Annotated in this window: 21 protein-coding genes and 1 tRNA gene; 8 read left to right on the forward strand and 14 right to left on the reverse strand. The window is 70.3% G+C overall.

All coding sequences use genetic code 11. The features are described from left to right. Positions 1–35: 35 nt before the first annotated feature. Together J5V16_RS22195 and J5V16_RS22200 are read right to left on the reverse strand one after the other, a co-directional pair. Complete coding sequence (locus tag J5V16_RS22195; protein ID WP_208499175.1) at positions 36–2,096, reverse strand: ATP-dependent DNA helicase; 2,061 nt, start codon at positions 2,094–2,096, stop codon at positions 36–38. Continuing rightward, positions 2,093–3,517: an AI-2E family transporter gene (locus J5V16_RS22200; protein ID WP_208499177.1), complete on the reverse strand. Its 1,425-nt coding sequence runs from the start codon at positions 3,515–3,517 to the stop codon at positions 2,093–2,095. The genes J5V16_RS22195 and J5V16_RS22200 overlap by 4 nt, the downstream gene beginning before the upstream one ends. A gap of 489 nt (positions 3,518–4,006) precedes the next feature. On the opposite strand from J5V16_RS22200, the gene J5V16_RS22205 reads away from it, so the two are divergent. The 3 genes from J5V16_RS22205 to J5V16_RS22215 are packed head-to-tail and all read left to right on the forward strand — an operon-like array spanning position 4,007 to position 6,974. Then, positions 4,007–4,345 carry a GroES family chaperonin gene (locus J5V16_RS22205; RefSeq protein WP_208499179.1) on the forward strand — a complete coding sequence of 113 codons (339 nt, stop codon included), beginning with the start codon at positions 4,007–4,009 and terminating at the stop codon, positions 4,343–4,345. Further along, on the forward strand, positions 4,345–5,280 hold the full coding sequence (locus tag J5V16_RS22210) for a prephenate dehydrogenase (protein WP_208499181.1): 936 nt from the start codon (positions 4,345–4,347) through the stop codon (positions 5,278–5,280). The genes J5V16_RS22205 and J5V16_RS22210 overlap by 1 nt, the downstream gene beginning before the upstream one ends. After that, complete coding sequence (locus J5V16_RS22215) at positions 5,277–6,974, forward strand: DUF885 domain-containing protein (protein WP_208499183.1); 1,698 nt, start codon at positions 5,277–5,279, stop codon at positions 6,972–6,974. The genes J5V16_RS22210 and J5V16_RS22215 overlap by 4 nt, the downstream gene beginning before the upstream one ends. A gap of 229 nt (positions 6,975–7,203) precedes the next feature. On the opposite strand, the gene J5V16_RS22220 is transcribed toward J5V16_RS22215, so the two are convergent. Then, positions 7,204–8,346, reverse strand: a complete 1,143-nt coding sequence (locus J5V16_RS22220) for a winged helix DNA-binding domain-containing protein (protein ID WP_208499184.1) — start codon at positions 8,344–8,346, stop codon at positions 7,204–7,206. Positions 8,347–8,488: 142 nt separating this feature from the next. Here J5V16_RS22220 and J5V16_RS22225 point away from each other — a divergent pair, with 142 nt between their 5' ends. Further along, positions 8,489–9,178 carry a hypothetical protein gene (locus tag J5V16_RS22225; protein WP_208499186.1) on the forward strand — a complete coding sequence of 230 codons (690 nt, stop codon included), beginning with the start codon at positions 8,489–8,491 and terminating at the stop codon, positions 9,176–9,178. Between the two features lie 107 nt (positions 9,179–9,285). Continuing rightward, positions 9,286–9,361 (forward strand) — tRNA-Arg (locus tag J5V16_RS22230). A 77-nt stretch (positions 9,362–9,438) separates the two neighbouring features. On the opposite strand, the gene J5V16_RS22235 is transcribed toward J5V16_RS22230, so the two are convergent. Further along, positions 9,439–10,029, reverse strand: coding sequence for a DUF4291 domain-containing protein (locus J5V16_RS22235; RefSeq protein WP_243901571.1), 591 nt, complete (start codon positions 10,027–10,029; stop codon positions 9,439–9,441). Positions 10,030–10,222: 193 nt separating this feature from the next. Here J5V16_RS22235 and J5V16_RS22240 point away from each other — a divergent pair, with 193 nt between their 5' ends. Beyond that, positions 10,223–11,134, forward strand: coding sequence for a DUF6528 family protein (locus J5V16_RS22240; protein WP_208499190.1), 912 nt, complete (start codon positions 10,223–10,225; stop codon positions 11,132–11,134). Positions 11,135–11,183: 49 nt separating this feature from the next. On the opposite strand, the gene J5V16_RS22245 is transcribed toward J5V16_RS22240, so the two are convergent. From J5V16_RS22245 to J5V16_RS22260, 4 genes are read right to left on the reverse strand one after another with little or no spacing between them, the layout of a single operon-like run. Further along, the gene (locus J5V16_RS22245; RefSeq protein ID WP_208499191.1) at positions 11,184–12,002 is read right to left on the reverse strand and encodes an MOSC domain-containing protein; all 819 of its coding nucleotides are present in this window, start codon (positions 12,000–12,002) and stop codon (positions 11,184–11,186) included. A gap of 10 nt (positions 12,003–12,012) precedes the next feature. After that, positions 12,013–13,053: a hypothetical protein gene (locus tag J5V16_RS22250; RefSeq protein ID WP_208499193.1), complete on the reverse strand. Its 1,041-nt coding sequence runs from the start codon at positions 13,051–13,053 to the stop codon at positions 12,013–12,015. 15 nt (positions 13,054–13,068) lie between these two features. Then, positions 13,069–13,878, reverse strand: coding sequence for a hypothetical protein (locus J5V16_RS22255; protein ID WP_208499195.1), 810 nt, complete (start codon positions 13,876–13,878; stop codon positions 13,069–13,071). A gap of 17 nt (positions 13,879–13,895) precedes the next feature. Then, the gene (locus tag J5V16_RS22260; protein WP_208499197.1) at positions 13,896–14,843 is read right to left on the reverse strand and encodes a hypothetical protein; all 948 of its coding nucleotides are present in this window, start codon (positions 14,841–14,843) and stop codon (positions 13,896–13,898) included. A 209-nt stretch (positions 14,844–15,052) separates the two neighbouring features. On the opposite strand from J5V16_RS22260, the gene J5V16_RS22265 reads away from it, so the two are divergent. Continuing rightward, positions 15,053–15,436, forward strand: a complete 384-nt coding sequence (locus tag J5V16_RS22265; RefSeq protein WP_208499199.1) for a VOC family protein — start codon at positions 15,053–15,055, stop codon at positions 15,434–15,436. A 24-nt stretch (positions 15,437–15,460) separates the two neighbouring features. Further along, positions 15,461–15,601 (forward strand): hypothetical protein, encoded by a 141-nt coding sequence (locus J5V16_RS22270; protein ID WP_208499201.1) that lies wholly within the window; start codon positions 15,461–15,463, stop codon positions 15,599–15,601. Here J5V16_RS22270 and J5V16_RS22275 read toward each other — a convergent pair. From J5V16_RS22275 to J5V16_RS22300, 6 genes are all read right to left on the reverse strand, one after another. After that, positions 15,598–16,836, reverse strand: a complete 1,239-nt coding sequence (locus J5V16_RS22275; RefSeq protein ID WP_208499202.1) for an ArsB/NhaD family transporter — start codon at positions 16,834–16,836, stop codon at positions 15,598–15,600. The genes J5V16_RS22270 and J5V16_RS22275 overlap by 4 nt on opposite strands. Positions 16,837–17,846: 1,010 nt before the next feature. Next, positions 17,847–18,101: a hypothetical protein gene (locus tag J5V16_RS22280; protein ID WP_208499204.1), complete on the reverse strand. Its 255-nt coding sequence runs from the start codon at positions 18,099–18,101 to the stop codon at positions 17,847–17,849. A 318-nt stretch (positions 18,102–18,419) separates the two neighbouring features. Continuing rightward, complete coding sequence (locus J5V16_RS22285; protein WP_208499207.1) at positions 18,420–18,677, reverse strand: hypothetical protein; 258 nt, start codon at positions 18,675–18,677, stop codon at positions 18,420–18,422. Positions 18,678–18,679: 2 nt separating this feature from the next. Further along, a complete protein-coding gene (locus J5V16_RS22290) occupies positions 18,680–18,847 on the reverse strand; it encodes a hypothetical protein (protein WP_208499209.1) in 168 nt (55 codons plus the stop codon). 124 nt (positions 18,848–18,971) lie between these two features. Then, positions 18,972–21,575, reverse strand: a complete 2,604-nt coding sequence (clpB, locus tag J5V16_RS22295) for an ATP-dependent chaperone ClpB (RefSeq protein ID WP_208499211.1) — start codon at positions 21,573–21,575, stop codon at positions 18,972–18,974. Positions 21,576–21,865: 290 nt separating this feature from the next. Beyond that, on the reverse strand, positions 21,866–22,579 hold the full coding sequence (locus tag J5V16_RS22300; RefSeq protein ID WP_208499213.1) for a BRCT domain-containing protein: 714 nt from the start codon (positions 22,577–22,579) through the stop codon (positions 21,866–21,868). Positions 22,580–22,581 lie beyond the last annotated feature (2 nt).

A 22,581-nucleotide genomic window follows, 5' to 3' on the forward strand; every position in this document is an offset into this window, starting at 1 on the left:
GCCCAGAGCGGGCGGCTCTCAATCAGCGTTCGGCATCAGTCATTCGCGGTCTCGGCGAGGCGCCCCAATGCGCCCACGACCGAATCGGACTTCGTCGTGTACCAGAACGGCGGCAGGGAATCCCGCATGAACTTCCCGTAGGAGCGGCTCGTCTCCAGCCGCGAGTCGAGGATCGCGACCACGCCCCGGTCGGTGGTTCGGCGGATGAGCCGTCCCGCGCCCTGCGCGAGCCGGATCGCCGCGGCCGGGACCGAGACCTCGGCGAACCCCGAGCGGCCCGCCGCGTCCGCCGCCTCCGACCGCGCCGCCGTCAACGGCTCGGTCGGGCGCGGGAACGGGATGCGGTCGACGACGACGAGGCGGCAGGTCATGCCCGGCACGTCCACCCCCTGCCAGAGGCTCATCACCCCGAGCAGGCACGTCGACTCCTCCTCCTTGAACCGCTTCACGAGACTCGCCAGGGTCTCCTCGCCCTGCAGGAGGATGTCGTAGTCGGTCTGCGCGCGCAGCAGCTCGGCCGCCGCCTCGGCGGCCTTCTTCGACGAGAACAGGCCGAGCGCCGCACCGCGGCTCGCCTCGACCAGGCGCACCAGCTCCTTGCCCGACTCGTCCGACAGTCCCGACGCGGTCGGGCGCGGCAGCGACGCCGCCACGTAGAGGATGCCCTGCTTGCGGTAGTCGAACGGGGAACCGACGTCGAGCGCGTCCCACCCCGGGCCGCCGGGCGTCACCTCGCCCTCCGCAGGGGACACGGCCCGCTTGCGGTCCTCCTCGCCCGTCGGCGAGGGCAGGCCGAGACCCCTGGCCACCATGTCGAACCGGCCGCCCAGTGCGAGCGTCGCCGACGCGGCGATCACGACGCGCTCCTCGTACAGCCGCTCGGTGAGCAGGCCGCCGACCGACAGCGGGGCGGCCACGAGGGTCGGGCCGTGCGGCTCGGACCAGATCACGTCGTCGGGCGACGGCGCCGCGCAGCGCCCCGCGGTCGTCTGCGTCTCGGTGATCCCCGCCTTGACCTGCTGGGTGCTCAGCTGCTTCTTAGTCTCGTCGTCCAAGGTGTTCAGCACCGTCGTCGCCTTGACGCAGGCGCGGTTGATCAGGTTGAGCGCCTGGACGAGCGGCTCGGGGAGGGCGTCGGGGAAGCGCCGCTCCCCGGCGAAGTTCAGGGCGTTCTCGAGCTCGTCGGCGGCCTCGCGGAGCTCGTCGGCGACACCGGTGTCGATGAGGCGCCGGCCGCGCTGCGCCAGCCAGCGCAGCCGCGCCGGACTCAGCTCGGCGCGCGCCGCCGCGGTCACGCGGTCGACCAGTTCGTGCGCCTCGTCGACGATGAGGACGGTGTGCTCGGGCAGGACCGTGCGGCCGTGCATCATGTCGATCGAGAGCAGGGCGTGGTTGGTGACCACGATGTCGGCCTCGCGGGCGCGGGCGCGCGCGAGCTCGGCGAAGCAGTCGGGCCCCTGCTGGCAGTTGTTCGCGCCGACGCATTCGGTCGCCGATGTGGAGGCCTGGCGCCAGGCGCGGTCGGAGACGCCCGGGTCGAGGTCGTCCCGGTCGCCGGTGTCGGTGTCGTTCGCCCAGTCGAAGAGGCGCTGCACCTGCTTGGAGAAGGACGCCTGCTGCCCGGCCCACTTCAGCGTCTCGGTGCCCTCGAGGAAGCCCTCCTCCTCGTCCTCTTCACCGGCGAGCTTGCGTTTGCAGACGTAGTTGTGGCGGCCCTTGAGGAGCGCGAAGGTCGGTTTGCGGCCGAGCATGGGCTCGACGGCCTCCACGAGGCGCGGCAGGTCGACGGCGACGAGCTGGTGCTGGAGCGCGAGGGTCGCGGTGGAGACGACCACGGTCTCCCCGGCGGCGAGTGCCGCGCAGAGGTAGGCGAGGGACTTGCCGGTGCCGGTGCCCGCCTGGACGAGCAGGTGGCGGTTGTTCGCGATCGAGTCGGCGACGGCCGCGCACATCTCGCGCTGGCCTTCGCGGGCCTGGCCGTGCGGGGTGGCGGCGACGGCGGCGTCGAGGATGGCGAGGGCGTCTCGTTCGGCCTTGGTGGCGGTCTTGCTCTTGGTCTTGTTCGCGGTCTTCGTCGCGGTCGCGTTGGCGCTCATGCCTCCTGGGCCGCCTGCTCGCCCGCGTCGGTGCTGTTCTTGCGGCCGTTGCCGCTTTCTCGGCCGGGGCCGTCGTCGGGGTCGCCTCCGGAGCTGACTCTGACCGCTTCGGCGGTGGCGTCCTCGCCTTCGAGGCCGCGGGCCTGGGCTTCGCGGCGGGCCTCGCGGTAGCGGTTGAGGGCGCGGACGGTGCCGTTGACGATCGCGAGGATCGGGACGGCGACGAGCGCGCCGATGATGCCCCACACGAAGCCGCCCGCGGTGACGGCGAGGACGATCGCGAGCGGGTGGAGTTTGACGGCGCGGCTCATCAGGAAGGGCTGCAGGAGGTTCGACTCGAGCTGCTGCACGGCGAGGACGATGCCGAGCACGATGAGGGCGGTGACGATGCCGTTCGGGGTGCCGACGAGGGCGACGACGACGGCGATGATGCCCGAGACCGTCGCACCGATGATCGGGACGAACGCGCCGAGGAAGATCAGCGTGGTCAGCGGCAGCCACAGCGGCACTTCGAGGAGGTAGAGGCCGAGGCCGATGAAGATCGCGTCGACCGCGGCCACGACCACGATGGTGCGCATGTACTGCACGAGGGTCGACCAGCCCACGCCGCCGGCGTAGCGGAGCGGCTCGGAGGCGGTGCGCGGGAGCATCCCGGTGAGGAAGGTCCAGATCTTGCGGCCGTCGCGGATGAAGAAGTAGGTGGTGAACAGGACCAGGAACAGGCCGGTGACGAAGTTGCCGAGGCCGGAGGCGGTCGAGCCGGCGACGTCGAGGCCGGTCTGGACGATGGTCTGCTGGTTCTCGTCGTACCAGTCGGTGATGTTGCCCTGGATGTCCTCGAGGAACACGGCGACCTGCGCGCCGTCGAGGCCGTAGGGGCCGGATTCGAGCCAGGCCTGGGCGTCCTTGAGGCCGGTGAGGATCGAGTCGTAGAAGTCGGGGATGCCGGCGATGAACTGCTGGACGACGAAGGTGAGGATCGCGCCGACGGCGGCGAGGCCCGCGACGAGCATGAGGATCGAGGCGAGGGACTTGTTCCAGCCGTGGCGGATGAGCCAGGCGGCGGCCGGCTGGAGCATCGCGGCGAGGAGGAACGAGATCGCGACGGGGATGACGACGACGGTGACGTAGCTGAGGAGGTAGAGCGCGACGGCGATCACGACGCCGATGATGAGGAGCCGCCAGGACCAGGCGGCGGCCACGGCGAGCCCGGTGGGGACGAAGCGGCGCTCGGGGTGCTCGCCGTCGCCGGACTGGTCGAGTTCGGGCGGTATGTCGCCCACCCCGTCGGCGATGACGACGGGGATCTCGGGTTCGTCGTCGGCCTCGCGCGCGGCGAGCGCGCGTTCGGTGACCGGGTTGAGGCGCATGCCGATCCACAACTGACGTGCCCGGGCGGTGGTGCGGCGGAATCGGCTCACGGTCTCTCCAAGGACGGTTCCTCCGGAAGGAGGTGGGTGCAACGTCAACACGTACCGTACCGGTTCGGTGCGACTCTTCCGATACAGCAGCCTGTACCGAGTTACGGTGGGCACGCCCGAAAGCGGCACGCGGCGAAGGGCGGGGGCCGCCCGGCTCCGAGATCGCAGTCCGGTCGCACCGACTGGTTTTCGACGGAGGTCTCGGCGCTCGGCGCTCGGCGCTCGGCGCTCGGCGCTCGGCGCTCGGCGCTCGGCGCTCGGCGACGAATTGTCGTACCCGCCAGGCACCCTGGTATTCGGGGGTGCTCGATTCCGCCACACCCGACCCCGTGGGGCGGTGGCACTCGTTGATCGCTGGATTGTCCTACCCACGAGGCACCCTGGTATTCGGGGGCGCTCGACTCCGCCACACCCGACCCCGTGGGCCGGGAGTGAGACTCCCCGCTCGCACTGCGCTTCGCGGCGCCGCTGCCGGTAAGCTGGCGCGCTGTGACCGATACACCGTTGGACTCCACGACCGGCCTGCCGGTCCGGCTCCTGCACGACCGCCTCCTCGTGCGCGAGGACGCGGACTCCGAGCGCCGCTCCGCCGCCGGCATCGTCATCCCCGCCACCGCCGCCATGGGCCGCCGCCTGCACTGGGCCGAAGCCGTCGGCGTCGGCCCCCTCGTGCGCTCGGTCGAAGCCGGCGACCGGGTCCTGTTCGACCCCGAGGACAAGGCCGAGGTCGAGCTGCAGGGCAGCACCTTCCTCCTCCTGCGCGAGCGCGACATCCACGCGGTCGCCGCCAAGCGCGTCGACAACGACGGCACGGGGCTCTACCTCTGATGCGCGTCGCGGTCATCGGGCTCGGCCTCATCGGCGGCTCCGCCGCGCTCGCCCTCGCCGAGGCCGGGCACGACGTGCTCGGCTTCGACCCCGACCCGGCCGCCCGCGACGCCGCCGCCGCGCACTTCCCCGTCACCGGCGACCCCGCCGGCCTCGCCGGCACCGAGCTCGCGGTGGTCGCCGCCCCGTTCCGGCACCTCGCGGCCGTCGCCGCCGAGACCCTGGACGGCTACACCGGCCTGGTCACCGACGTCTCCTCGGTCAAGGCCGAGCCCGCGCGGCTGTTCGCACGCCACCGGTTCGTGGGCGGGCATCCCATGGCGGGCAAGGAGACCGCCGGGTTCGCCGCCGCCGAGCCGGACCTGTTCCGGGGCCGCAAGTGGGTGCTGTGCCTCGAAGCGGACACCGACCTCGGCGACTGGACCGCGCTTGCCGCGCTGTGGACCTCGATCGGCGCGCACGTCGTGCCCGCCACCGCCGCTGCGCACGACCGGGCCGCCGCCCGCATCTCGCACCTGGAGCACCTGGTCGCCGCCGCGCTCGTGCGCGTCGCCGACGAGCCGCTCGCCCGGACCCTCGCGGCGGGCTCGTTCCGCGACGGCACGCGCGTCGCGGCCAGCCCGACCACCCTGTTCACAGGCATGGTCGAAGGCAATCGCGACGAGCTCATGGCGGCCGCCGACGACCTCGCCGCGGAACTCGGGACGGCGCGGCGGCACCTCGACGCGTACACCGATTGGCCAAGTTCAATCAGTGAATGGTTCGACGAGGCCCGCGCCCGTCGCGCGGACTGGCCTCCGGAACCCCTTGCGGCACAACGTATCCCGCTCACGCGCGAAGCGCTCGCGGAACTCGGCGCGGCCGGCGGATGGCTCGAAGCGGTCGAAAGCGAGGTCGCGCTCGCCCGGCGCCCTCGCGTAAAGTCCACTTCATGAGAAGCATCGATCGCATCGCCGACCAGTACGTAGAGGACGTCATCGCCCTGAGCCCCCTCACGGCCACGAGCATGGGCGTCCCCGGACACGACCACGAGATCGACGACCTCTCGCCCGCCGGGCTCGAGGCCGAAGCCGCCCTGACTCGCAAGGCGATCGCCGACCTCGAGGCCGCCGAGCCCGTGGACGAGCGCGAGCGCGTCGCCAAGGAGGCCATCCTCGAGCGCCTGCGCCTGCAGATGGAGCGCCACGAGGCGGGCGACACCTACTTGAGCCTCAACGTCCTCGCCTCCCCCGTGCACAGCGTGCGGCAGATCTTCGACCTCATGCCGAAGGACGGCCAGGAGGCCGCCGAGAACATCGCGGCCCGCCTCGAGGCCGTCCCCACCGCGTTCGAGCAGTACACCGAGACGCTGCGCGCCGAGGCCGCCGAGGGGCGCGTCGCCGCCAAGCGGCAGATCCTCGAAGTCGCGCTGCACTGCGACAACTGGAACGGCGCCAAGGGCATCGAGACTGACTTCTGGGCGAACCTGGTCAACGGCGTCACGGTCGACGGGCAGCCGATCAAGACCGGGGCCCTGCGCATCGCCCTGAGCGACGGCGCGACCCGCGCCCGGTACGCCGCCACCCGTTTCGCATTGTTCCTGCGCGAGGAGCTGGCCCCGCAGGCGCCCGAGAACGACGCGGTCGGCCGCGACCGGTACTCGCGCGCGTCCCGGTACTTCATCGGCTCCGCGATCGACCTCGAGGAGACGTACGCGTGGGGCTGGCAGGAGCTGGCCCGCATCGAAGCCGACATGCGCGCGACCTGCGAGAAGATCAAGCCCGGCGCGTCCATCGAGGAGGTCGTGGCCTTCCTCGACCAGGACCCCGAGCAGAACATGACCGACAAGGCCGTGTTCCGCGACTGGATGCAGGACCTCGCCGACTCGACGATCGCCGACCTCGCGGACAAGCACTTCGACATCCCCGAGCAGATCCGCACCATCGACTGCAAGATCGCGCCGACCGAGGACGGGGCGATCTACTACACCGGGCCGAGCGAGGACTTCTCCCGTCCCGGCGCCATGTGGTGGTCGGTGCCGGAGGGCCAGAAGCTCTTCGGCAAGTGGCGCGAGAAGTCCACTGTGTACCACGAGGGCGTGCCGGGCCACCACCTCCAGGTCGGCCAGACCATGGCGCGCATCGAGCTCCTCAACCGCTTCCAGCGCCAGATGATGTGGTGCTCGGGCCACGGCGAGGGCTGGGCGCTCTACTCCGAGCGGCTCATGGACGAGCTCGGCTACTACGACGAGGACCCGGCCGGGCGCCTCGGCATGCTCGACGCGCAGGCCTTCCGCGCCGCCCGCGTCGTGGTCGACATCGGCCTCCACTGCGAGTTCGCGATCCCCGAGGACAACCCGTTCGGCTGGCGCGCCGGCGAGACCTGGGACGGCGAGAAGATGTTCGAGTTCATGCGGGCCCACACCCGCACGATCGAGGACGACATGCTCCACTTCGAGGTCAACCGCTACCTCGGCTGGGCCGGCCAGGCCCCGTCGTACAAGGTCGGCGAGCGCCTCTGGATGCAGGCCCGCGAGGACTACAAGAACCGCAAGGGCGCCGACTTCAGCCTCAAGCAGTTCCACTCGGACGCCCTCAACCTCGGCTCGATGGGCCTCGCCCCCTTCGCCGAAGCCCTGGGCCGCCTGTAACGCGAGCAAGCCTCAGGGACCGGTGATGTCGGACCCGAGGGGTATAGGTAATTGACGAGGGGGCCTGCGTGCGGGACATTTCCGGAATTCCGGATTTGTCCTTCACACAGGCCCCCTCGTCAACCAAGCTACGGCACGGCACCGACACGGACCGTAAGCGAGCGGACCTCGCGGTACCCGAGTCAAGGGGCGGCCGGAACCGCGCGCGGCGCCGAGCGGCAGGCCGGGCTCAGGCCTCGTGGTCGAGGACGAGCTCCATCTCCGGCTTGCCGTACCAGGCGCGCAACCGGTCCGCGCCGCGGCGCAGCGCCGCGATCTCGGCGGCCGTGAAGCCCCGGACCCGCCACGTCTCGATGAGCACGGACTCCTTCTTCGGCGTCGCCTTCCAACTGCCGATCACCTGCCCGTCGAGCAGGATCACCGCCGAGTACCGCGCCCGGCCCGGGAAGCGCGTGCGCGGCACCGAATGGTGCATCACGAACTCCTTGGAGTCCGTGTACGCGCACAGCATCTCGTCGAAGCCCTGCACGAAGTCCACCACCGGCCCGCCATCACGCGCCGCCGGCGGCTCCTGCGAGTAGTAGAGCACCCGGTCGCCGACCCGCAGCTCCTTCAGCCCGAGCCCGTCCAGCGCGGCCTTCGCGTCGGCGACCTTCAGCGTCGCCCAGCGCGTGAAGTCCTTGAGCGTCGCCGGCCCGCGCGAGGTGAAGAACCGCTCCGCGAGCGCCCGGATCGCCTCGTCCTGCTCGATCGCGCCGGCCGGGACGCGCTCGTCGAAGTTCGCGTACGTCTGCTTGCCGCCCTTGGGGGTGCCCGAGCAGATCGCCGACTTCAGCTCCGCGTGCATGAGCATGTGGATCAGCCGCGTGCTCGTCGGGTCCGCGATCCCGGCCGCGGCCAGCGCCTCCGCGGCCTCTTCGCGCGTCAGGTGCTGCCCGCCCGCGGTGGCCGCGGCGAGCACTTCGGCACAACGGTCGAGGGTCCTGTCGTCGAGTCCCCAGGCGCGGTTGTTCGTGCCCATGAGGTTGAGGACGCGGTCGCCGCCGGCGGCGAGCATCATCCGCACGTCCTCGATGGGGACGGTGTGCCAGGTGGTTCGCAGGACGTGGGTGCGGACGACCGCGCCCTTGTCGATGAGGGCGTCGATCGAGTCGACGGCCGCGTACGGCAGCCCCTCGGCGTCGGGCCGGGTGCGCATCGCGGGGGTGAGCTTCGAGGGCTGGTACTCCTGGGACTGGACCGCGCCGAGGTGCCTGAACGCGTCCATCGGGGTGGCGAATCGCTCGCCCCAGAGGCGCTGCGAGTAGGCGCGCCAGGCGGCGACCGCGCCCGGCTCGAGATCCGTGCCGTTCTGGCCGGTGGGTGTTGCCATCTGCACATGCTAACCGCCACATGCGACATGAGGGCTCCGCCGATCCCCGTGTTTCGGCCGTGGCGGCGCATGGCCCGAATCACCTCGCCCGCACGCCGTTCGGCGGGTGGACGCGGTTGCGAACAACGGCCACAATTGCGGCATGTCCCTTCCCCACGCGGTCCTGCGGCTCTCCACCGACGTCCTCGCCGAGATCAACGACGACGAGCGCCTGGCGTTCGCATATGCGCACGGCCCCGCCCTGTCCGGTTTCGGGGAGGAGGCGGAGCTGGTCTGCGTGTGGGAGACCGACGCGGTCCCCGCCGACGCCAGCGCCGAGGCCGTGCACCTCACGGTCGCGCGCTTCCAAGCCCACCTGGAGGCCCTGGACCGCGGCGAGGGCTGGCGCTACCCGGGCGACGAGGCGCTGCACGTCATCTCCCGTTTCGCCGAGGGCACGCTCTTGGCCGACGACTCGGAGCTGGGCTCGAGGGCCCGCGCGGAGGCGACCGAGTTCCCGCAGGCCTTGGCCGACGCGTCCCGTGAGGCGGTCGCCGGCGAGGTCGAGGTGATCGCGAAGCGCCTGGGTGACGCCTCGGACCCGTGGGAGCTCTCCGAGACCCTCACTGAGGGCCTGCACCGCGCCTACGTGGCGCTGTTCGCGGCGGGCGGGTACTTCTTCCCCGGCCACGAGCACCGCGCGGCCTTCGTCGAGCGCTACGTCCTGGGCGACGAGGTCCCCGAAGCCGAGGCGGCGGTCTGGGCGGCCGCGACCGCTCCGCTCCCCGAGCGCGCCGAGGCCCTGCCCGCCGCCTGGCGCGCCCTGGCGAAGACGGTCCTCGACAACTGCTGACGTCCGTCCTGATGACCCAGCGCACATCCGCATACCCGGTTGCAGATCCGATTTCGGCCCAGGTAAGGTTATCCCCGGCCTGATCGAAGCGATCAAGTCGCCAAAATGCGCCGCTAGCTCAACGGATAGAGCATCTGACTACGGATCAGAAGGTTGGGGGTTCGAATCCCTCGCGGCGCACCATAGCGAAGAGCCGGATCTGCGGATCCGGCTCTTTTGTGTCTTCGAGGTCCCGTTCGGCGACCATTGTGGGTGATCGATCAGGCGCTGGCGTTGATGTGGCGGGCGAGGAGTTCGTCGAGGGGGTAGGGGCGTTCTTCGGGAAGGAGTGCGCGGGCTGCTTCGGTGTCGCCGGTATTGAGGTGGGTGGCGATTTGGTGGGCGAGGAGCGTGGCGTCTTCGATCTTGGTGATCCAGGTGGTCACGTAGTGGTCGACGGCTTCCGGGGCCAGGCCGATCTGGATGGAGCGGTGCTCGAGGCGGTTGAGGTGGAGGTCGCGTTCGGGGTCCCATTGGATGCGGACGGGGGCGTTCGCGAGGCGGGTCTGCCAGGTGTCGTGGATTTCGCCGGGGGCGGGGGTGCTGCCGCAGGCGTGGGTGAGGGCCCATTCGAAGCCGGCACGGGTGATGGAGAGGGCGAGGACGCGGGTCTGGCCGGGCTTGGCGGCCCAGCCTGAGCGGTACATCATCCAGAGGAATGAGGGCTTGACCCAGGTCATGCGGGCGCGTTTGAAGGGCGGGACGAAGGTCTGGGCTGCGAGCGCGGGTTCGGCGATGGCGGGGTCGTAGGCCTGGTAGACGGTGATCGTGTCGGCGTCGTAGCGGGCGCGGATCTGGCGGGGCGGGGTCATGCGGCGGATGCTGCCACGGAAGGGCATTGCGCGGCAAGGAGTTTTGGGCCAGGCGGCAACGTTCGGGGCGTGGGGGTTTGGACTGGTTCGGGTGTCGCACACTGTTGGGTGGTCCGGGTCCCGGATCGGGTTCGGATGGCTTCATACCCCCCACGAGGAGCAGCAGATGAGACGACGGAACCTATTGCGAGCGGTGGCGATCGGGGCGCCGTTGGCGGTGGCCGGGGCGGTCGGGGTCGGCGTTGCGGCGGCGGACACGGCGAACTTCAAGGTGATGGTGACCGAGCAGGTCCAGAACAAGGTCATGGTGTTCGACAAGAACGCGGCGTTCAGCGACGCCAACCGGTACAAGAGCTGGAGCCCCGGCACGGGCGGGTGGTCGAACCTGTCGGACTGCCGGATCCGGGACACGGCGCAGTTCGGGGCGATCGGGCTGGCGGCGGCGTCGGGAGGGAAGGTCGGGATCTGGAACATCACCGACGAGAAGGATCAGGAGCTCAATGATGTGCTGTGGAGCGCTACACCTGGTGGCAATCCGCATGCGTTGGAGCGGATTCCGAATGTCGGGGCTTTCGTCGCGGCTTCCTCCGACGGGTTCTTGACCGTGTACGGGCCGACGGCCGTTTCGGATCCTTCCACACTCGCCAAGGTGCAGACCGTTTCGCTCGCGGGCGCGCACGGGGTCGTGTGGGACCCGGACAACAGCCTGCTGTGGGCCTGCGGCAACAAGGTCGTGCAGGCGTACACGGTGTCGGGCACGTACCGGAACGTGCGCCTCAATGCGTCGAGCAAGAAGGTCGCGCTCTCGGGGCTCGGGCACGACCTGCAGCCGGACTTCTCGAACAAGGCGAAGCTGCTGGTGTCGGACTCGTACGGCGTCTACTCGATCGACAAGGGGACGCTTGCGAAGACCACCCTGCACACGACGACGCGCATCAAGGCGTACGTCAAGATGAGCACCGGCGAACACTTCTACGTGCGCGGCGACAACGCCGGCTCGCGCGACTGGGGTTCACCGACTGTCGTGTTCTCGCAGTCGGCCGACCGGACTCGGAGTGGTGCGGAGTTCTACAAGGCGCGGTACTACACCACTGCCTACAACTAGTGCTTCATAGTGAACGGCCCGTCTGCCGCAGTGCGCTGGACGGGGCCGTTCACTGTTCGGTGACGGTTACTTCGTCGCCCTTGGCGACGGTGCCTACGGCTCGGATTTCGGCGTAGAAGCCGAAGCAGGTGGCCCGGCCGAAGGCCGGGACGTCGATGCGATGGTGGGTGGCGAGGGTCTTGAGGAGGGCGCGGTCGGCGGGGGCGTCGCCGTGGGCGAGGGACGGGATGACGCAGCGCGGGGTCGGGATCGCGACTTCGAGGACGACGTCGGGACCGATCGAGATGCGTTGTCCCGGTATGGGGTCGGCGGGGAGGTCCAGGATGAGGTTGGGGCGGAAGCGGGCCGGGTCGACGTCGCTGCCGTGCTCGGCGCTGAGGCGTTCGAGGGCGCCGGTGGTGACGAGGTGGACGGCGCCGTAGTCGAAGAAGCGGCCGCCCTCGGCGTCGTGGCGGGCGGCGACGACGTCGTCTCCGCCGGGCTCCTTGTCGGCGGCCCAGTCGGGGATCATGCCGGGCTCGTCCGGCCACCAGTGGTGCCGTTTGAGCTGACTCGGTGGTCGGCGGGTGAGACTGACTCGGCGGCCCATCCAGGTTGTGATCGCCTCGTCGGCTTCCGCGGTGCCGGCAAGGGCCCGAGTTCCGCCAGGAGTCGTGATGGTGACCTCGCCTGCTTCGTAGGCGGCGCCCACGGCGAGGAGCCTTTCCCACAGGCGCGGCTGCTTGGCGCTGCCGATGGTGCCGTCGGCGTCGAGGCAGGTCCAGGTGCGGTCGCCGTCGAGGCCGTGCTTGCCGATGAAGGCTTCGTCGACGTGTTCGGCGGCGGCCGATTTGAGCGGGTGGCGGCGGATGCCCAGGACGCGGTTCACGCCCGCGATCCTATGCCGTCCCGTTCACACCCCCCTCGGGGATGAAGTAAAGGACCGGCGATTCGGCGATCGCCGCGGGGAGTTCGGCGGTCCAGGTGCTTTCGCCGCCGTATTCGATGAACTCGAGCGCGGGGCCCTCGCGGGAGACGTAGCCGTCGGCGTGGAGCGTCGTGCAGCCGTCGTCGGCGGGTCCGACGGCCTCGCCCGAGGCGAGGTCGACGACGCTCGTTCCCGACTCGGCGCGGATCGTGAAGCCGCCCTTGGCGGCGCCTTCGAGCTCGTAGCCGTCGACGACGCAGGCGTAGCGGCCGGCCGGGTCGACGTTGACGAGGCCGATGGTGGCCGGTTCGGCGCCTTCGAGGTCCGCGACCGGGATCGTCTCCAGCACTGCCCCGTTCGCGTCGACGCGGTAGAGCTCGTCGAGTTCGAGGTCGTGGTAGAGCGCCTGTGCGGAGCCGTCCTCGGCGGTGTACCAGCGCATCCGGCAGCCCGGAGTCTTGAGGTCCATAGTGGTCGGCAGGCGGCCGGCCTCCGGCGAGTACCACTCCGTCTCGCCCCAGGACTCGACCGGGAACGGGATGTCGTCGGTGTCCTGGTCGCTGCTGGCGCCCCATACGGATGCGCGGTGGGCGAGGATCGCGGAGCCGTCGGGGAGCCAGGCCGGGTCGAGGCAGGCATGGTCGACGGGGTATTCGACGGCGGTGGTGATCTCGCCGGTCGCCAAGTCCCCGAAGCGGAGTGACGCCTCCGGGCTCGCCCCGTCGACCCAGGCGGCGCGGCTGCCGGTCGGGTCGACGCTGAGGGACGAGCGCAGCACGGTGCCCACGTCGCCCTCGCCGTCCCAGACGCCGCTGAGGTCGAGCACGGCCTCGGGGTCGGCCTCGGCGGCCGGCTCCCAGCGGTAGAGCCGGTGGTCGTCGCCGAGGGCGTAGAACGCGCCCTCGGCACTGCCGTCGCTGGAGACGGTGTCGATGTCGCAGGCGGCGGCCGTGCCCGCCAGCGCGAGCACGGTGACGACGGCCAGGGGCTTCCTGCTGCGGTGCGGATCCAAGGCGGGCTCCTTAGGTCAGTCGCTTGCGGCGGTCCGGGTCATGGCGGCGTCGGCCCGGAATGCTCCGGCGTCGAGGTCGGCGATGCCGTGGCGGCCGATGAGGTTGAGCCAGACGCGGAAGTTGTCGCCTGATGCGCAGGGGTCGATGTCGCCGGTGCCGAGCTGCTCGCGGAGGACTTTGTAGGCGCGCCTGGTCTTGGGACCGAAGTCGCCGTCGACCGCCAGGTCCTTGACGCCCGCGAGATCCCTGGCGGCCCATTGGATGATGCTCGTGTCGGACTGGTATTCCCAGTTGGCGGCGACGGCCAGGCGGCCGCGGTCGGCGTGGATGTGGTTCCAGTGGGAGCCGTCGGGGTCGTGGTTGCAGTGGAGGACGGTCCCGAAGTGCTTGCGGCAGGTGGCGATCACGGCCAGGTAGCGGCGGCGGAAGGTGAGTCGCTTCGACTTGCCGTGGACGGCGGTGTCGACGAAATGCCCTGAGCCCCAGTCGAAGCGGGTGAAGTCGATGGCGGCGCCGTAGCGGTGGTAGCCGGGCTTGCAGACCTTCGCGCCGGCGAGGCCGGTCCACTGGTAGGACCAGGGGATGTCGGTGCGGGCGTAGTCGACGCCGAGGTTGTGGAGGTCCCGGATGACCAGGCCCGCTTTGGTGTGCGCCTCTTCGTGCATGGTGAAGGAGGTGACGTTCGGGTGGACGCCGAAGCCGTCGCGGTCGTAGTCGGTGCGGTAGCGGGTCTTGAGCTCGCGCTGGTGGATCCAGTCGCGGGTGATGTCGGGCAGGTCGCAGTTCGAGCGCGCGAATGCTTTGCTGCTGCTGGGAAAGGGCATCGGTCCTCCTGCTGGGGTCAGTTCGCGCCTCGGATGCGGATGGTCCGGCCGTCGGTCTCGAGCCAGGCGCCGGGCCGGCCCGGGACGGCCAGGACCTCGCCCCGGCACGCGCACGAAGGTGCGGCTTCGAGGAGCGATCCGGTCGGTGTGTACCGGGTTTCGGTGACGGTGCCGTGGTGGTCGGAGAAGACGCTGACGTGGTCGGCGGCCGCTACGGCGGCCATCGGGCGTCCGGCTTCGGCGGTCTCGGCGGCCCGGGTGGGCGCACTGCGGCCGGCGGCGGTGCGGATCGTCTGCGTCCCTTGGCCGTTGGCGGTGGCGATGAACAGGCCGGTGCCGTGGGCGGTGAGGACGGTGCCGTAGCCCTCGCCGAGGCCGTCGGCGAGCGTCCGGTCGGTCCAGGTGCGGCCGCCGTCGGCGGTGCGGGCGAGGTGGGCGCGGGTGATGACGGCCAGGTGCGGGTCGGGGCCGCCTTCGATGACGACGGCGAGGCCGCGGGGGCCGACCGGCGCGATGGCGGTGGCGATGCCTGAGCGGATCGTCTTCGGCACGGGCAGCGCGGCGTAGGCGGCTGTGTTGTCGCGGACGCGGACGAGTGCGGGCCGGGCCCGGTCGGGCGCGAGTTCGGCGGCGCCGGTGATCCAGAGGGTGTCGCCGAGCGCGGCCATCGAGTGCGGGTGGAAGTCGAGTGGGAGCGACAGTGGCAATGGCGGTCCGAGCTCGGCGGGCTCGGTGCCGTGGAGCAGCCGGAGGGCGTAGTCCTCTTCGGTCGCGGAATCGGCGGTGAGCACGAGGACTTCGCCGTCGCGGCCGGTCCAGCCCGCGGCGGCGGCGCGGATCTGCGTCAGGCCCGCGGCGCGGGCGGGAGCAGGGACGGCGAGGCCGGCGGTGCCGGCGGCGAGGAGGGCGGCCGCTCCGGTGAGGACGGAGCGGCGCGTGAGGCCCGGTGTTTCGGGAACGGCCATGTGAGCACTATGACCAACAGTGTCGGTTTATATCGGGAAACCGCGAAATTTCATTCCATAGTGCACTTGCGTGCCGAAGCCCGGTCGCGCTCCGGAGGAGCCGGTGGCGACGGCGGTGATGTGGACGGTCGCGAGGGAGCGCCGGCGAGTTCGCCCTCCGGCCGTAATCCGGTAGCGGCCGGGTGGGGGGCTGCGGCAGACTCGCAGACATGGTCTCTGAACTGCAGAACGTCGCGATCGACTGCGCGAACGCCTACGAGCTGGCGCAGTTCTGGAGCAAGGTGTTCGACCGTCCCCTGCACCCGGAGGACAAGCCCGGTGACGAGGAGACGGAAGTGATGCTGCCGGGCGGCCCGGCGATCTTCTTCAACCAGGTCTCGGAGCCCAAGACCGCCAAGAACCGACTGCACCTGTGCCTGCGTCCGAAGACCACGCGCGAGGAAGAGGTCGAGCGGCTGCTCGGGCTCGGCGCCGCTCTCGTCCACGATCGACGGAACGCCGACGGCACCGGATGGGCGGTGCTCGCGGACCCCGAGGGGAACGAGTTCTGCGTCCTCAGCAGTGCCGCCGAACGCGCGGCGGCGTCTTCTTGAGGCGCTCCGTCAGGAGTCGCTTTCGTGTGCACCGACATCGAGCCGGCCTACTCGGGTCCGGTCGGTTACCGCACCGTCGCGACCCGGAACGACAAGCTCGCCGTCCACTCCGAGGCCACGGTCCATCCTTCTGGACTGAATCCCTCATTCCTGAACGCGGCCTAGAGCCAGACGAGGACGGCGAGGCCGACGAGCGTGCCCGTCACCGCCAGCAGCGCCCCCATCGCCGTGAACCTGCCGATCGGGACGCGGAGCAGCTGGTTTTCGGGCACGCCGGGCCTGCGGCCGGAGACGAGGTCGAACCACAGCAGCGTGGCCATGGACGCCCACGGCAGGATCAGCGGGCCGACGTTCGCGCCGATGAGCACCGCGAGGAGCGCGTCCTCCCGGCCGGCCGGGATCACCGACTCGACGGCCGCGTACGCGGGCAGGTTGTTGACCAGGTTCGAGAGCCCGGCCGCGGTGAGCCCGGCCTGGAACATGCCCGCGTCGCCCTCGCCGCCCCCGGCGAGCGCGGCGACGAGCGTGTCACCGCCGTGGCGCATGACGGTGGGGACCAGCAGGAACAGTCCGGCGGTGAGCGCGATGAGCCGCCACGGGAGGAGTTCGGCGGTGAGGAGGTGGCGGCGGCGCACGAGGCAGTAGCCGATGAGCACGGCGGCCGCGGCGGTGGAGACGAGCTGGATCGGGACGTCGGCGACGACCGCGAGCACGAAGCCCGCGCACACCGCTGCCGCCGTCCAGAAGAGGCGCCGGTCCTCGATGTGCGGCCGCCCGGCCGGGACGAGGTAGCGGTCGCGTTCACGGTGGCGCCTGCGCCAGAACCCGATCCAGAGGCACGCGGCGGTGGCGGCGAGCACCGCGAGCTGCGGGGCCCACATGCGGGCGGCGAAGTCGAGCGGGCCGAGGCCGATGCGGTCGGCGGCGAGGAGGTTCGTCAGGTTCGAGACGGGCAGGAGCAGGCTCGCGGTGTTCGCGAGCCACACCGTGGTCATCGCGAGCGCGAGCGCCGGGGCGCGGGTGACGGCGGCGAGCGCGAGCATGACAGGGGTGAGCAGGACGATCGTGGTGTCGAGGTTGAGGAACGCGGTGGTGGCGGCGGCGAGGAGGACGCAGGCGGCGAAGAGGGCGGCGTGGCTGCCGCGCGCGAAGCGGGCGAGGCCGAGTGCGGCGATGTCGAAGAGCTGGGAGGCCTGGACGATCGCGACCATGGCCATGACGGTGCCGAGGAAGAGGATGAGCGGCGCGACGCGGGCGAGACTGTCGAGGGCGTCGCCGTTGGGGAGCGCTCCGGTAGCCCAGGAGACGAGCCCGGCGGCGAGGATGCCGAGGCTGACGAGGTCGAGGGGGTCAAGGGAGCCGAGGCGGAGGGCCTTCGCGCGGGCCGGGGCATTCGTCACTGAGGCAATGGTAGGGACGGACGCACCGGGTGGCCACGATAAGTGAGCAGGTCGTGGGTGTGGTGAGCGGACGGGTGACCGGAACGACACGGGAGCCGCGCCATTCGGGTGTGTCGGACGGGTCCTCGGTGAACCGGCAGACATCTCCGGGTCACTGTCACGGTGGCTTGCGGTTAGAGCAATCAGCGACGAAGAACTGAGAGAAGGACATGGGTCGGTTGGCGGGTCTCGGGCGGGGCGGGGCGGGGCGGGGCGGGGCGGGGCGGGGCGGGGACACGCCCGAGCGCGGGGCTGGACTCGACCATTTCTCTTGGCGCACAGTGGGTTCAGGCCGGAAACGTGAGGGACTTGTACACCTGCGGGTGATGACAGAGGATGCCTGCACAGGGGATACTTGAAATACGTACAGGGATAGGGAATTGGTACAGGTGTCGAGTAGGTGCAAGCAGACTACGACAAGCCTCTGGCCGATCCGGCAAACCAACCATTTCCGAGGCGACGACCCCGCGAGCTGGGGTTCCCTCCCCCGATCCGGGGGCGTCCGATCTCACCTCCGTGCTACCGGACCGCAGCTGTCCGCGCCCCGATGGGCCGTGATTGGGTGGACGGTTTCCCTGTTGGGATCACCCCAACCGGACGGAAGCGCCTCACACGGAGGCCGCTTCGACCAATAGCCAGACCCGCCAGCGTTCAAGGACGGGCACCAGACCAGGCATTAGAAGACCTGGCCCGGCCGTCCCTCGTCCACGTCTATGGCGACACCATCAGCATCGTGCCCGCAAGGCTGCCATGCCCCCATGCCCGCAGCGGACGCACCACCACTCAGCGAAGGGAGCAGACCCGAGCCCGAGATCCGAGACCACCGCTTTCCGCGCGTGTTCAAGGTGCCTGAGCGACTTCAACGGAAGCTCCGCGCCTGCGAGGACCAATCCCAGCTGATGCTCTGGCTCAGAGGTGCTGCCGTGACCGACGACGTCGAGCGACCGCTTCGCGGTGGCGCCACCGGTCTTTCAGGCCTCTTCGATGTCAACGAGTCGGAACACCACGCGGTCGCCCTTGAACAGCGACGAAGGGCTCGCACTCCAATCGATGGGCGGCCACCAGCGCGGATGTTGCCATGACTGGGTCAGCTCTCCCACTGCGGCACCGTCAACGACGATCGACCAGCGCCGCTTCCCTCCCGTGATCGCGGGGAGCGCCGGGCGGCCCAGCACCGCCACCACAACTTCCTCCAGGCTCCGGATTCCTTCGGTCCGAACCACCACGGTGATCGGGCATCCTCCTCGTCGGGGGCACGATCCAGGACTCGGAGATGCCCGGAGCCATGTCACCGCGCTTTGGCGGGAGGGGCCGCTCGGTGGCTCTGTCCTTGACCCACATCATCAGCGGAAGGATGCCATCCGAGCAGGTAGGCCAGGAGACCGCTCGCCATGCCGGCGGCTTCGACCATGCTCAACGATTGCAACAGGGCGAGCAGACCGCTCACCATGCATATGAGCAGGAAAACCTGGAGAGCGACAGGATGGCAAGGCACACGACTTACTGCCAGAACACCAGCGGCCCAATCCGGCGAATCGCGCGGCTCATGCGGAGGTTCCCTGTTCGATCCGCATGCGCAGGGTGTCGTCTGCGGGGAACGGCTCCTCTGGGTCGCCGATCCAGTCGACCGGCGGCCACCAGCGCGGGTGCTCCCAGGTCTGTGTCACCACGGCCACCGGGACGCATTCGATCATGATCGACCACTGTCGCTTCCCTCCCGAGATCGTGGGGAGCACCTGGCGGCGGAGCACCGCGGCGACGACCGCTCGAAGGCTCAGGGTGCGGTCTACTCGGACGGTCACCGTTATCGGGCGTCTCCTTCGCCCGGGGGCGCGACCGCCAAGACCGCCAACTCGGCGATGCCGTCGGAACTGTACTTCGGCGGCAGCGGCTCGGTGCTTTTGGCACGGGCCCACAACATGGCGGGAAAAACCAGGCAGAGGTGCCAGCAGATCAGGTACGCGGCGACCACTAGCGCAAGGATCAACTCAGTTGTGGGCATGAGGGATGCCCACAGCGTAGTGCCGCGGAGTGCGGAGCGTGGTTCAGCCGATACGGGCAGGGACCGCGTGACGCGGTCCCTGCCGGGAGTTCGATCAGGCTTTGGTGACGGTGAGTTTGTCGCCTTGGTCGCTCACGCCGACTTCGACGGTGTCGCCGTCGATGATCTTGCCTTCCAGGAGTTCCCGGGAGAGCGGGTCGCCGATGGAGGACTGGATGAGGCGGCGGAGGGGGCGGGCGCCGTAGACCGGGTCGAAGCCGCGGTCGGCGAGCCACGATTTCGCGGCGTCGTTGACGGCGAGCTTGAGGCGGCGGGTCTCCATGCGGTGCTCGAGGAAGCGCAACTGGACTTCGACGATCGCCTTCAGGTGGTCGTGCTCGAGCGCGTGGAAGATGACGATGTCGTCCAGGCGGTTGAGGAACTCCGGCTTGAAGTGGGTGCGGATCGCAGCCAGTACCTGGTCGCGCTTCGCGGTCTCCTCGAGCAGCGGGTCGACCAGGGCCGAGGAGCCGAGGTTCGAGGTCATGATGAGGATGACGTTGCGGAAGTCGACCGTGCGACCCTGGCCGTCCGTGAGGCGGCCGTCGTCCAGGACCTGCAGGAGCGTGTCGAAGACCCGCGGGTGCGCCTTCTCGACCTCATCGAGGAGGACCACCGAGTAGGGGCGGCGGCGCACCGGCTCGGTGAGCTGGCCGCCTTCCTCGTACCCGACGTAACCGGGCGGGGCGCCGATGAGGCGGGCCACCGAGTGCTGCTCGGTGTACTCGCCCATGTCAATGCGGATCATCGCGCGGTCGTCGTCGAACATGAACTCCGCCAGCGCTTTTGCGAGCTCGGTCTTGCCGACGCCGGTCGGCCCGGCGAAGATGAACGAGCCGGTGGGCCGGTTCGGGTCGGAGAGGCCGGCGCGGGCGCGGCGCAGGGCGTCGGAGACGACAGTGACCGCTTCGAGCTGGCCGACGACGCGTTCGCCCAGGACCTCCTCGGCGTGGAGGAGCTTGTGCGTCTCGGACTCCTGGAGGCGGCCAGCGGGGATGCCGGTCCAGGCGGAGACGACGTCGGCGATCTCGTCGGCGTCGATCTCCTCCTTGAGCATCGGCTGGTGCGCGGGGTCGGTGTCGGCGCTGGCGAGTTCGGCTTCGGCGTCGGCGAGCTGCTGCTCGATTTCGGGGATGCGGCCGTAGCGCAGCTGGGCGGCCTTCTCGAGGTCGTATTCGCGTTCGGCGCGTTCGGCCTGGGTCTTGAGGTCGTCGAGTTCTTCTTTGAGTTCGGAGACCTTGCCGATGCGGCCCTTCTCGGACTCCCACTGGCGAGAGAGTGCGGCGAGCTTCTCGCGTTCGTCGGCGAGTTCGCGCTGGAGGGACGCGAGGCGGTCGGCGGAGGCCGGGTCGTCCTTCTCGTTCTGGAGGGCGGTCTCCTCGATCTCGAGGCGGCGCACGGCGCGCTCGATGGTGTCGATCTCCTCAGGGCGCGAGTCGATCTCGATGCGCAGGCGGCTGGCGGCCTCGTCGACGAGATCGATGGCCTTGTCGGGGAGGCGGCGGTCCTGCAGGTAGCGGTCGGAGAGCTGCGCGGCGGCCACGAGAGCCGAGTCGGTGATGCGCACGCCGTGGTGGACCTCGTAGCGTTCCTTGAGGCCGCGGAGGATCGCGACGGTGTCCTCGACGGACGGCTCGCCGACGAAGACCTGCTGGAAGCGGCGCTCCAGGGCGGCGTCCTTCTCGATGTGCTCGCGGTACTCGTTGAGAGTGGTGGCGCCGATCATGTGGAGCTCGCCGCGGGCGAGGGCGGGCTTGAGCATGTTGCCCGCGTCGAGGGAGCCCTCGGACTTGCCGGCGCCGACCATGGTGTGGAGCTCGTCGATGAACGGGATGATCTCGCCGTCGGAGGATTTGATCTCCTCCATGACGGACTTGAAGCGCTCCTCGAACTGGCCGCGGTACTGCGCGCCGGCGATCATGCTGGCGAGGTCGAGGAGGATGACGCGGCGGTCGCGCAGCGACTCCGGCACGTCCCCGGCGACGATGCGCTGGGCGAGGCCTTCGACGATCGCGGTCTTGCCGACGCCGGGCTCGCCGATGAGGACCGGGTTGTTCTTAGTGCGGCGCGACAGGACCTGGATGACACGGCGGATCTCAGTGTCGCGGCCGATCACGGGGTCCACTTTGCCCGAACGGGCGGTCTCGGTGAGGTCGACGCCGTACTTCTCGAGGGCCTTGTAGCCCTGCTCGGGGTCGGCGGAGGAGATCTTGCGGTCGCCGCCGCGCAGGGTCGGGAAGGCGCTGATGAGCTTCTTGTCGGTGGCGCCCTGCGCGGTGAGGAAGGTGCCGACGTCGCCGCCCGCCTGGGCGAGGCCGGTGATGAGGTGCTCGGTGGAGACGTACTCGTCGCCGTAGTCGGTCGCGATCTTGTCCGCGGCGTTGATGGCGCGCAAGGACTCCCGGGCCATCGAGGGCTCGGAGACGGACGGCCCGGAGGCCGAGGGGAGCTCGTCGATGCGGCGCTCGGTCTCGGCGGAGACGGTGCCGGGGGTGACGCCGACGAGCTGGAGGAGCCCGGGCGCGGTGGAGCCGTCGACCGTCAGGAGCGCGTCGAGCAGGTGCCACGGTTCGACGGCGGGGTTCCCTCCGGCGGCCGCCGTGCGCGCGGCCTGGGAGATCACTTCTCGGCTCTTGGTGGTCAGACGGTTGACGTCCACGGTTCCCGTGCTCCTCTACGCTGTCGAACGAATGCTGTCCAAGGTGCGGGCCTCAAGCGCTCGACGGTCGGCGCACCCGGGCGCGGCTGCCGAAGCGACCCGAAGTTGAGTGTATCCGACTCAACTTCCGCGGACGGCTCGATCCGTTTCGCCCGTAGCGTAAAGCCCCGGGCCTACCGGCCCAGGGCGTATAGCGGACGTGGCGCCCGCGAACCGCTCGCAAAGCGCGCCGAAGCTACGGCGAAGGCCCCGAGCCGTTCGGTTCGGGGCCTTCGCGGTGCTTGCGGGCGTTACTTCTTGGCGGCGCTGAGGCCGAAGATCGACTTGATCTTGTCGAGGAGGGACGGCTTGGCGGACTTCTCGCCGCCCTTCGCGTCGGTCTCGATGGCGGGCGCCTCCGCCTGGGACGGGACGGTCTTCTCGGGATCGGCCGGGACGTCCTCGGGCTCGTCGATCGCCTCGGCGACCGGCTCGGGCTTCTCGTCAGCCTTCGGCTCGGCGGCCTCGGGCTCCGCAGCGGCCTCGGGCTCGGGGTCGGCGATCGGGTCGGGCTCTTCGACCGGCTCCTCGGACGCGGTCTCCGGCTCGGGGTGGCTCGGCTCGTCGGCCGGCTCGTCCGCGCGCTCGGGCTCGGGGTGGGCCGGCTCGTCGGCGGGCTCGGGCTCCGGTTCGGGCTCGGTGTCCACCACGGCGACGGGCGTCTCGGCGGGCGCGGCTTCGAGCTCGGCCTCGACGACCTCGTCGACCTCGTCCTCGGCGCCCGCGACCAGCAGCGCCTTGAACTCGTCGACCGAGAGGACCGGGACGCCGGCCTCTTCGGCCTTCTTCACGCGGGCTTCGGTGGGCTTGACGGTGTCGTCGACGACCAGGTGGGTCACGGTCTTGGTGAACTGTTTGGCGAGGGCGACGTCGGCGTCGGACTCGGCGATGAGTCGGGCAGTTTCGGCGTCGGGGCCGGTACCCAAGACGATGATCCTGATCTTGTCTCCCGTCTTCGTCGGCACGG

The organism is Glycomyces niveus, assembly GCF_017592475.1.
Classification (GTDB): Bacteria; Actinomycetota; Actinomycetes; order Mycobacteriales; family Micromonosporaceae; genus Glycomyces; species Glycomyces niveus.